At 69.6% G+C, this 9,519-nt stretch carries 10 protein-coding genes and 1 pseudogene; 6 read left to right on the top strand and 5 right to left on the bottom strand.

Annotation, left to right across the window (positions count from 1 at the left end):
* From C6P64_RS16505 to pedF, 3 genes and pseudogenes are all read right to left on the bottom strand, one after another.
* Positions 1-149 (bottom strand): annotated as a pseudogene (locus C6P64_RS16505) (NAD(P)(+) transhydrogenase (Re/Si-specific) subunit alpha); the annotation flags it as partial.
* Positions 150-167: 18 nt separating this feature from the next.
* On the bottom strand, positions 168-1,037 hold the full coding sequence (locus C6P64_RS16500; protein WP_105749634.1) for a substrate-binding periplasmic protein: 870 nt from the start codon (positions 1,035-1,037) through the stop codon (positions 168-170).
* 19 nt (positions 1,038-1,056) lie between these two features.
* Complete coding sequence (gene pedF, locus C6P64_RS16495; protein ID WP_245911768.1) at positions 1,057-1,503, bottom strand: cytochrome c-550 PedF; 447 nt, start codon at positions 1,501-1,503, stop codon at positions 1,057-1,059.
* Between the two features lie 400 nt (positions 1,504-1,903).
* Here pedF and C6P64_RS16490 point away from each other — a divergent pair, with 400 nt between their 5' ends.
* Positions 1,904-4,114, top strand: a complete 2,211-nt coding sequence (locus C6P64_RS16490) for a sigma-54-dependent Fis family transcriptional regulator (RefSeq protein WP_105749632.1) — start codon at positions 1,904-1,906, stop codon at positions 4,112-4,114.
* A 5-nt stretch (positions 4,115-4,119) separates the two neighbouring features.
* Here C6P64_RS16490 and C6P64_RS16485 read toward each other — a convergent pair whose 3' ends face one another.
* The gene (locus tag C6P64_RS16485) at positions 4,120-5,100 is read right to left on the bottom strand and encodes an MBL fold metallo-hydrolase (protein ID WP_105749631.1); all 981 of its coding nucleotides are present in this window, start codon (positions 5,098-5,100) and stop codon (positions 4,120-4,122) included.
* The gene (locus tag C6P64_RS16480) at positions 5,093-6,154 is read right to left on the bottom strand and encodes an alpha/beta fold hydrolase (RefSeq protein WP_170073136.1); all 1,062 of its coding nucleotides are present in this window, start codon (positions 6,152-6,154) and stop codon (positions 5,093-5,095) included. The genes C6P64_RS16485 and C6P64_RS16480 overlap by 8 nt, the downstream gene beginning before the upstream one ends.
* 134 nt (positions 6,155-6,288) lie before the next feature.
* On the opposite strand from C6P64_RS16480, the gene pqqA reads away from it, so the two are divergent.
* The 5 genes from pqqA to pqqE all read left to right on the top strand — a co-directional run bounded on the left by pqqA (position 6,289) and on the right by pqqE (position 9,486).
* The gene (gene pqqA, locus C6P64_RS18285) at positions 6,289-6,363 is read left to right on the top strand and encodes a pyrroloquinoline quinone precursor peptide PqqA (protein WP_084181563.1); all 75 of its coding nucleotides are present in this window, start codon (positions 6,289-6,291) and stop codon (positions 6,361-6,363) included.
* Positions 6,364-6,434: 71 nt separating this feature from the next.
* Positions 6,435-7,352, top strand: coding sequence for a pyrroloquinoline quinone biosynthesis protein PqqB (gene pqqB, locus C6P64_RS16470; RefSeq protein ID WP_105749629.1), 918 nt, complete (start codon positions 6,435-6,437; stop codon positions 7,350-7,352).
* Positions 7,349-8,074, top strand: coding sequence for a pyrroloquinoline-quinone synthase PqqC (gene pqqC, locus C6P64_RS16465; protein WP_105749628.1), 726 nt, complete (start codon positions 7,349-7,351; stop codon positions 8,072-8,074). The genes pqqB and pqqC overlap by 4 nt, the downstream gene beginning before the upstream one ends.
* Positions 8,067-8,345 carry a pyrroloquinoline quinone biosynthesis peptide chaperone PqqD gene (gene pqqD, locus C6P64_RS16460; RefSeq protein WP_105749627.1) on the top strand — a complete coding sequence of 93 codons (279 nt, stop codon included), beginning with the start codon at positions 8,067-8,069 and terminating at the stop codon, positions 8,343-8,345. The genes pqqC and pqqD overlap by 8 nt, the downstream gene beginning before the upstream one ends.
* Positions 8,281-9,486, top strand: a complete 1,206-nt coding sequence (gene pqqE, locus C6P64_RS16455; protein WP_105749626.1) for a pyrroloquinoline quinone biosynthesis protein PqqE — start codon at positions 8,281-8,283, stop codon at positions 9,484-9,486. The genes pqqD and pqqE overlap by 65 nt, the downstream gene beginning before the upstream one ends.
* Positions 9,487-9,519: the final 33 nt, after the last annotated feature.

Here is a 9,519-nt window from a genome sequence, read left to right as displayed (position 1 = left end):
TAGGCCGCGTCGGTCGCGCTGGCAGCCAGGCCGGCGCCGGCCTGCACCAGCACCCGGTGGCCTTGCGCCACCAGCTTCTTCGCCGTCTCGGGCGTCACGGCGACCCGCGTCTCGCCCGCGACAGTCTCGGCGGGTACTCCTATCAGCATGTCTGCGCTCCTGGCATGTCAGGGCGCGACCAGGGTGAGGCCCTGGTCGCGGAACATCGCGAGCAGCTCGCCCTTGTCGCGCAGGCGCTTGAGCGCCCCTTCGAGCGCGCCTGCCAGTGCCTTGTGGCTGGACTTGGTCGCCATGCCCAGCGGCCAGCCATTGTCCTGCAGTCCGGGTAGGCCGAGTTCGCTCAGCTCGAAGGATGCCGCGTTGGCCTGGCGCCGGAACAGCGCGGTCTCGGCCTGGGCCCGGCTGACGTAGGCTGCCGCGATGTCGCCATTGATCACGGCATCGGCCGCCTGCACCCCGTTGTCGAAGAAGCGGGTCTGGTTGCGCAGCAGCCCGCCCTGGTAGCCGATCAGCGCGCTGGCCGCCCCGCTGCCACGCTCGGCACCCAGGGGCAGGCTGGCCAGATCGTTGCCGCTCTTGACCTCGGGCAGCCGGCGCTTGTCGTGGAACACCGCCAGCGTCTCGCGCGAGTAGGGGCCGAATATCAGCACCTGGGGATTCTTCTGCATCAGGTACTTGTCGGCCGGCACATGCAGCATGACGTCGGCCGGGCCGTAGCCCAGGTAATGACCGCGCCAGACCATGTTGCGCAGGTCGTCGCCCATGTTCTCGCCGGCGTCGAAGGGCAGCAATTGCAGCTTGAGGCCCAGTTCGCGCGCCAGGCCCTGGGCCAGCGCCACGTCCACGCCCGACAGCTCGCTGCCCTTGCCGTCGGAGTAGGGCGCGTTGTCCTTGTAGACCGCGACCTTGAGCACGCCCGCGGCGCGCACCTTGTCCAGGTCCTCGAGTTCCTGCGCCCGCAGTCCGAGCGCGGGCATTGCCAGGGTTGCGGCGGCGGCGCGCAGCAGGGTGCGCCGGGTGCTGGTCATTTCCATCATGGCTTGTCCTGGCTCGGGGTCAGTCGGCGCGGCGGGTCTCGAGGTAGGTCTTGATCGACCAGATCGCCTCCTGCGACAGCGTGCCCTCGAAGGGCGGCATGTAGACGCGGCCGTCGCGCGTGCGGCCCTTGCGCACGGTGCCGACGAAGTATTCGCTGATCTCGGCGTAGCAGAGCTCCTTCTGTGCCGCATCGGCCAGGCCGGAGCAGTCGCCATCGAGCTTGCGCAGGTCGGGGGCGATGCCGCCCGAGATCGCCTCGAGCCCGTGGCAGCGGGCGCAGTTCTGGTTGTAGGCCGAGGTGCCGATGCGCAAGGCCTCGCGGTGCGCGTCGCCCTTGCTGTAGGGGTTGCTGTCGAGCCACTTGGGGCCGAGCTGGGGCAGGGTGTGGGTGTCGACGGACTGCGGCACGACATCGCCATGGGCGAGGGCGAAGGCGGCGGTCGTGGCCAGCGCGCCGGCCAGCATGGTCTGCTTGAGGCGCTTGAAACGGTTCGAGAGGATCATTGGGCGGTCTCCTGTTTTTGTTGGACAGCCGGGGAGCGCAATATGCGTGCCAGTCGCGCCGGCCCGCCAGCGCCGACGGCAGCCGGACGGCCTTGATCCATGCCTGTTGCAAAACGGAGCAGGCCTGCTTTGTGCTGTGACACCCCTGCTGTTCGCGGCGCTGGCCAGCCGTCCGGGCTGCGCTAGGGAATCTCCCTAGTCTCCTGGCCTGTTGCCTGGGACCTGTAGCCGTCGATATGCAGGACAATCCGATGCCACAGTTCCGACTTCCCGCAGCGGTCGGACTTTGCCGCCTTGAAAAAACAGGCGAGCCAGGCTGGCTGGTGCCAGCTCCTGAAGCTCGCCACCGGAGACCCAAGCGATGAGCTCGATTCAATCTGCGACCCTGGGCGGTGCGCCCGGAGTCGGGTGGCCTTACTCCACCGACATTTCCCAGCACGAGACCGTGATCCGGCTCTCGCACGAGCGCTCGCAGGGCTTCGGACTCTCGCACCGTGACTGCCCGGACTTCTCGCTGGCACCCAGGCCCGAGTTCCACGCCGCGCTCGAGCAGAACCGCTTCCTCTACCAGCATGCAGCGCCGGTGATGGAAACGCTCTACGAGCAGATCGCCAACACCCACAGCATGGTGCTGCTGACCGACAAGGAAGGCCTGATCCTGCACTCGCTCGGCGACAGCGATTTCCTCGAGAAGGCCTCGCGCGTCGCGCTCACGCCCGGCGTCAGCTGGTCCGAGCGCAGCAAGGGCACCAACGCGATCGGCACCGCGCTGACCGAGGAGCAGCCGGTGGTGGTCCATGGATCGGACCATTACCTGTATGCCAACCAGATCCTGACCTGCTCCTGCACGCCGATCTTCGATCCGCACGGCAAGGTGGTCGGCGCGCTCGACGTGACGGGCGACGAGCGCAGCTACCACCGCCACACGCTGGCCTTGGTGCGCATGTCGGCGCAGATGATCGAGAACCAGATGTTCGCCAACGTCTTCTCCGACGCGGTGCGCATCCATTTCCATTCGCGCCAGGAGTTCCTCGGTACCCTGGTCGAGGGCATCGCGGTGTTCAGCCAGGACGGCCGCTTCCTGTCGGCCAACCGCAGCGCGCAGTTCCAGCTCGGCCAGAGCGTCAATTGCCTGCAGGCGCACACCTTCTCGTCGCTGTTCGGGCTGTCGATGTCCCAGCTGCACGACCGCCTGCGCGGCGCCAACGGCCAGCCCGTCATGCTGGTGCTGAGCAACGGCGTGGCGGTCTGGTGCCAGGTGCGGCTGCGGGCGCGCAGTCCCTGGATCGGCGGCGGCGAGTCGGGGCTGGCGGTCACGATGAGCGAGCCGGAGTCCGGCACGCGCTGGGAAAAGCCGCTCGTCAGGCCGGCGCAGGAGGCCTCTGCCCAGATCTCGGCGCAGGCGGCCACCCAGCGCCGCCGCGCCGCTGCGCGCCGTGGGCTCTCGAGCCTGAACTACCTCAACACCGGCGATCCGCAGGTCGCCCAGGTGGTGCGCAAGCTGCAGCTGGTGCTGGACCGCGACATCCCGATCATGATCCTGGGCGAGACCGGCACCGGCAAGGACATCCTGGCGCAGTCGATCCACAACGATTCGGCGCGCGCCGGCAAGCCCTTCGTCTCGGTCAACTGCGCCTCGATTCCCGAGACACTGATCGAGTCCGAGCTGTTCGGCTACGAGGAGGGCGCCTTCACCGGCGCCAAGCGCAAGGGCTCGCCCGGCAAGATCCTGCAGGCCAATGGCGGCACCCTGTTCCTCGACGAGATCGGCGACATGCCGACCCAGCTGCAGGCGCGCCTGCTGCGCGTGCTGCAGGAACGCTGCGTCAATCCGCTCGGCTCGGGCAAGGAGTACGAGGTCGATGTCGCCATCGTCTGCGCCACCCACCGCGACCTCAAGGGCGCGATCGCGCGCGGCAGCTTCCGCGAGGACCTCTACTACCGGCTCAACGGCATGGTGGTGCGGCTGCCGGCACTGCGCGACCGGACCGACTTCGACATCGTGCTGCGCAAGGTGCTCGACAGCCTGTGCGAGGACGGCCAGCGGCTGGAGTTCGCCGACGAGGTGCTGGCGCTGTTCCGGCGCTACCACTGGCCGGGCAACTTCCGCCAGCTGCACAATGTGCTGCGCACCGCGGTCGCCCTGGTCGGCTGCGAGGGCGTGATCCGCACCGAGCACCTGCCGGACGATTTCCTCGATGAAATGGCCGCGGTGGCCGCCTCGGTCAGGGCTGCGCTCGACACGGCGCCGGCCCCGCAGCACGCTACCCAGCATGTCCTGGGCGTCAATGACGGCGCCGCGCTGTCGGCGCCGGCCGCCAGTGCGCCCCAGCCTTCGGCGGCCTCCTACGGGGTTGATGCCGTGGCCGTGCAGCACGAGTCGCCCGTGGCGCCACCCCAGCTGCACTCGCTCGCGGCCAGCCGGCGCATGGAGGATGTCGCGCTCGATACCATGGCCGGTGCGCTGCGGCAGTGCCGCGGCAATGTGTCAGCAGCCGCCAAGCTGCTCGGGGTCTCGCGCAACACCATCTACCGCAAGAAGGAGCTGCTGCCGCAGGATGTCTGGGGCTGAGCCCTTCAGTCCCGGGCCGGGCAGGCGGCCGGCAGTCCCTGGATCCAGCGTGGCTCGAGCTCGCGCCAGGCGCGCTGCAGGTTGAAGCCGTGCCGCTCGGCATGGCCCGCCAGCCGCTGCCTTGCCAGCCGCTCGAGGCGCATCGCTTCCGTGGCCGACAGCCCGGATTCGAGCGCCTGCAGCACCTGGCGTTCCAGCTCGCACAGGTAGTCCAGGGTCGCGGCGAGCCCGGCGCGCGCCATCGGCCGGTTGCCCACCAGCCGCTCGGGCTGCAGGCGATCGAGCGCCTGCAGTGCCGCGATCCAGCCCTGCAGGCTGCCTTGCGCGAGTTCGGGCAGCCGGTCCTGGTAGAGCAGGGATGGCGCGACCAGCAGGCGCTCGCGCTCGTTCCACCAGGCCAGGTCGCTTTCGCTGTGCGCCGAGCGGAATTCCAGCGTCAGCCAGTCGCCCGAGTCGCTGCGCCAGCGCTGGCCGTCCTGCAACACGGGCGCGGGCAGCAGGATGGGCGTCTGGGCCAGCGCGGGATCGGCGGTGGCGTCGGCGATCGCGCGGCGGCAACTCTCGCAGCGCTGCGCCATCGACTGCCGGGTGCTCGCGGTCGCCTCGATCGCGGCGCTGCCAGCTGGCGGTCCGAAGGCGGCATTGCCGAGCACGTTCTCGGCATGGGCGTGGCTGTTGAGCACGCGGTCGATCTCGAGGCCGAGCTCGCAGCGGGCCGAGCGCATCACCTGCCTGCCGTGCGTGAGGCCGGGGCCGGGGTCGATCAAGGTCGCGCGCCTGCCTTGCGCGATCAGCACCTGGGTCGCGACATGGCCCCGGTTGCCCGGCTCGATGTCCTCGGCCGCGCCGGGCCAGACCCAGACCCCGGGGGCGATGCCCTGCCAGTGCTGGCTGGGCCTTGTCTGGCAGTCGGCGGCACTGGCCAGCCCGGACAGGGCCAGCGCCAGGCCTGCCGCTGCGGCCCGCAGCCGCCCCGTCCTAGCCATGGCGGACCGCGGCGCGGATCGCTTGCAGATTGCCCGGCTCGTGGCCCAGGTGGCCGGCCCGGGTCAACCGCAGCTGCGATCCGCCCGGGGCCAGCTCCGTCAGGCGGCGATGCGACTGCAGGCTGTTGCCGGGCGGGCAGACCGGGTCGTGGCGGCCATGGATCCAGGTCGTGGCGATGCCATGCATCGCCACGGTCTGCAAGGCTCGCTCCCAGTCGCCCGGGCGCAGGCCGCAGCGGCGCGCCAGCAGGTGGGACTGGATGCGGTATTTCTGCCACAGTTTCTTCTGCGCCCGGGCGGGCAGCGCCTCCGGGCGCTCGAGTCGGCGCTGCAACCGCGCCGGCCCCATGGCCTGCCAGTGGCGGCGCAGCTCCCTCCTTTCGTCGACGGCCGTGGCGCCGAGCCAGGCCCGGCGCGCGCCATGCAGCGCGGCGGCCTGTTCCATCGTCTGCCAGGCCTGGGCGATCCGGCTGGTGCGTGGCGCAACTGTTCCGTTGCGGAACAGCTGTGACAGTTGCTGCAACACCGCGTCCGCCTGCGCCGGGCGGCAATGGCGCAGCCGGACCCCGCTGCCAGCGCCCCGGGCCGGCGGCAGGGCCGGGCCCGAGCGGGGCCAGAAGCGCCGCAGCAGCCGGATCACCTCGCGCCGGCTGCCCTTGAAGCTGCCGCGCAGCACCAGTGCCTCGACCGCCTGCGGCTGCCGCGCCGCGTACATCAGCGCCAGCGTCGCGCCCCAGGAGCCGCCCAGCACGCTCCAGCTGGCCAGGCCCTGGGCCTGGCGCAGGCGCTCGAGGTCGGCGATCAGCTGCGGCAGGCCCTGTCCCCTGCGGCTGCCGGCCGGCCGGCTGGCGCCGCTGCCGCGCTGGTCCGGCGCCAGCAGCTGGCAGGCCGGCAGCTCGAAGCCCTGCCAGAGTGCCGGGCCGGCCCCGCTGCCCGGGCCGCCATGCAGCGCGAGCCAGGCGCGCCGGCCCGGCTGGCCCAGCTGGTGAAAGGCCAGCGACTGGCCGCCCGCCAGCGCCAGGCGGGACAACTCATCAGGGTAAACACGGGTCATGCTCGGAGTCCGATTGGCATCATTGTTGCTGCGTGGAGGGAGGCTGTACCGCAAACAGCGTCGGCATGCCAGCTGTGACATTTCGACGCCAGATCCGTGCCAGCCTTCCACAACCTTTTCACTGGAGACACATCATGCAATGGACCGCACCGAGCTTCACCGACCTGCGCTTTGGCTTTGAGATCACGATGTACATCGCCAACCGCTGAACCGCAACCCGGGGCACAGCGGCGTCGCGCTGGATGTGTCCCGCCCCATTCATCCAACCCTGACAAGCACGATGCGCCTACGCGTTCTGGGATCTTCCGCCGGTGGCGGCTTTCCGCAGTGGAACTGCAACTGCCCCAACTGCGATGGGCTGCGCCGTGGCACCATAGTTGCCCGGCCGCGCACGCAGTCCTCGGTGGCGATCAGCGCCAATGACAGCGACTGGCTGCTGGTCAATGCCTCGCCCGAGGTGCTGCAGCAGATCCGCGAGACGCCGGGCCTGCAGCCCGCGCGCCAGATCCGCGACAGCGGCATCGCGGCGGTGCTGCTGATCGACGCCCAGATCGACCATTGCACCGGACTGCTGATGCTGCGCGAGCGCAGCGCGCCGCTGCCCTTGTACGCGACGGCCGAGGTGCTCGACGACATCGGCACCGGCTTCCCGCTCACGCGACTGCTGGGCCATTACTGCGGCCTGCAGACGCGGCCCATCGCGCTCGACGGCCAGCCGCTCGACCTGCCTTTCCTGGAGCCGCTGCAGGTCCATGCGGTGCCGATCGCGAGCCAGCCGCCGCCTTACTCGCCGTTCCGCGGCCAGGCGCGACCGGGCGACAACATCGCGCTGATGGTCCACAACCCGCTGAGCGGCCGCAAGCTGTTCTACGCGCCCGGACTGGGCCAGATCGACGCCGCCACGCGCGCGCTGATGGAGCAGGCCGACGTGCTGCTGGTCGACGGCACCTTCTGGACCGAGGACGAGATGATCCGCCTGGGCCTGTCAGCCAAGCCGGCGGCCGAGATGGGGCATCTGCCGCAGAGCGGAGCGGGCGGCATGATCGCGCTGCTCGACAGCCTGCCGCCGGGCAAGCAGAAGTGGCTGATCCACATCAACAACACCAACCCCATCCTGCGCGAGGACTCGCCCGAGCGCGCCATCCTCGCCGCGCACGGCATCCAAGTGGCCTTTGATGGCCTGGAGATCGAACTATGACAGCAGCCCTGCCGCCGCAAGCACTGGCCTGGGACCGGGCCGAATTCGAGCGCCAGCTGCGCGCCAAGGGCGCCGGCTACCATATCCACCACCGCTTCAACCTGCGCATGAACGGCGGCCAGTGCACGCCCGACGAGATCCGCTGCTGGGTCGCCAACCGCTTCTACTACCAGATCTGCATCCCGCGCAAGGACGCCGCCATCATCGCCAACATGCCCGACCGCGAGCACCGGCGCAAGTGGGTCGACCGCATCCTGGACCACGACGGCTTTGGCGACTACGAAGGCTCGAGCGCGGGTGGCATCGAGGCCTGGACCCGCCTGGGCGAGGCGGTCGGCCTGTCGCGCGACGCGCTCTGGTCGCTCGATCTCGTCGTGCCCGGCGTGCGCTTCGCCTGCGATGCCTATGTCAACTTCGCGCGCCAGGCGCCGTGGCAGGAGGCGGTCTGCTCGTCGCTGACCGAGATGTTCGCGCCGCAGATCCACAAGGACCGGCTCGCGACCTGGCCCACGCATTACCCCTGGATCGAGGCCGACGGCCTGCAGTATTTCCGCAGCCGCATCCCGCTGGCGACGCGCGACGTCGAGCATGGCCTGCAGGTCACGCTCGACCATTTCACTACTCGGCCGGCGCAGCAGCGTGCGCTCGACATCCTGCAGTTCAAGCTCGACGTGCTCTGGAGCATGCTCGACGCGATCGAGAAGGCCTGCTGCCATGACTGAAACCCTGATTCCCGCGCTGCCGCAATGCCCGCGCCTGTCGCGCCTGTTCCGGCTCCAGTTCGAGCGCGCGCAGGACGCCTGGGTGCTGCTCTACCCCGAGGGCATGGTGCAGCTCAACCAGAGTGCGGCCGAGATCCTGCGCCGCTGCGACGGCCGCCGCCAGCTCGACGACATCGTGGCCGAGCTGCAGGCGCTGTTCCAGGTCGATGGCATCCGGCCCCAGGTCGTGGCGCTGCTGCAGGAAGGACAGAGCCGTGGCTGGATCGACTGAAGCGATTCCGGCGGCGGCACCGCCCGGCCCGCCGCTGTGGCTGCTCGCCGAGCTGACCTACCGCTGCCCGCTGCACTGCGTCTTCTGCTACAACCCGACCGACTACACCCGCTTCCAGCCCGAGCTCAGCACGCGCGAGTGGGTCGACGTGCTGACCCAGGCGCGCGCGCTCGGCGCGGCCCAGCTCGGTTTCTCGGGTGGCGAGCCGCTGTTGCGCGACGACCTGGAAGAACTCGTCGCCGAGGCGCACCGGCTCGGCTACTACACCAACCTGATCACCTCGGGCGTCGGCCTGACCGAGCGGCGCGCGCGCGCGCTGAAACAGGCCGGGCTCGACCATGTGCAGCTCTCGTTCCAGGACTCGACGCGCGAGCTCAACGACTTCCTGACCCACACCCGGACCTTCGAGCTGAAAAAGCGCGTCGCCGAGCTGATCAAGGCGCACGACTGGCCGATGGTGCTCAACTGCGTGCTGCACAAGCACAACCTGCCCCATGTCGACAAGATCATCGAGATGGCGCTGGCGCTGGGCGCCGAGTACCTCGAGCTTGCCAACACCCAGTACTACGGCTGGGCGCTGGTCAACCGCGAGCAGCTGCTGCCCACGCGCGCCGAGCTCGAGGCGGCCGAGGCGGTCGTCAAGCGCTACCGCGAGCAGATCGGCAACCGCTGCCGCCTGCTGTTCGTCGTGCCCGACTACTTCGAGCAGCGGCCCAAGGCCTGCATGAACGGCTGGGGCAAGGTCTTCCTGTCGATCGCGCCCGACGGCACCGCCATGCCCTGCCACAACGCCGGCAACCTGCCCGGCCTGCAGCTGCCCAATGTCAGGAGCCAGCCGCTGCGCGAGATCTGGCGCGACAGCGGCGCCTTCAACGCCTTCCGCGGCCACGACTGGATGCAGGAGCCCTGCCGCAGCTGCGACGAGAAGGCCAAGGACTTCGGCGGCTGCCGCTGCCAGGCCTATCTGATGAGCGGCGACGCGGCCGCCGCCGATCCGGTCTGCAGCAAATCCCCGCAGCATGAACAGGTGGTCAACATCGTGCGTCGGGCGGAAAGTGCAACCTCGTCCTGGGCTCCGCTGGTATTCCGCAACGACCAGGAATCGCATCGAATGAGGGCGGCTGCCGTCGACATCGAATAACAAGACAATTCCTTTTAACAGGCCGTTGAAAAA

The sequence above is a fragment of the Malikia granosa genome, assembly GCF_002980595.1.
Taxonomy (GTDB): domain Bacteria; phylum Pseudomonadota; class Gammaproteobacteria; order Burkholderiales; family Burkholderiaceae_C; genus Malikia; species Malikia granosa.
Note: the sequence above shows the minus strand (reverse complement) of the source record. Positions and strands in the feature narration are given on the sequence as shown.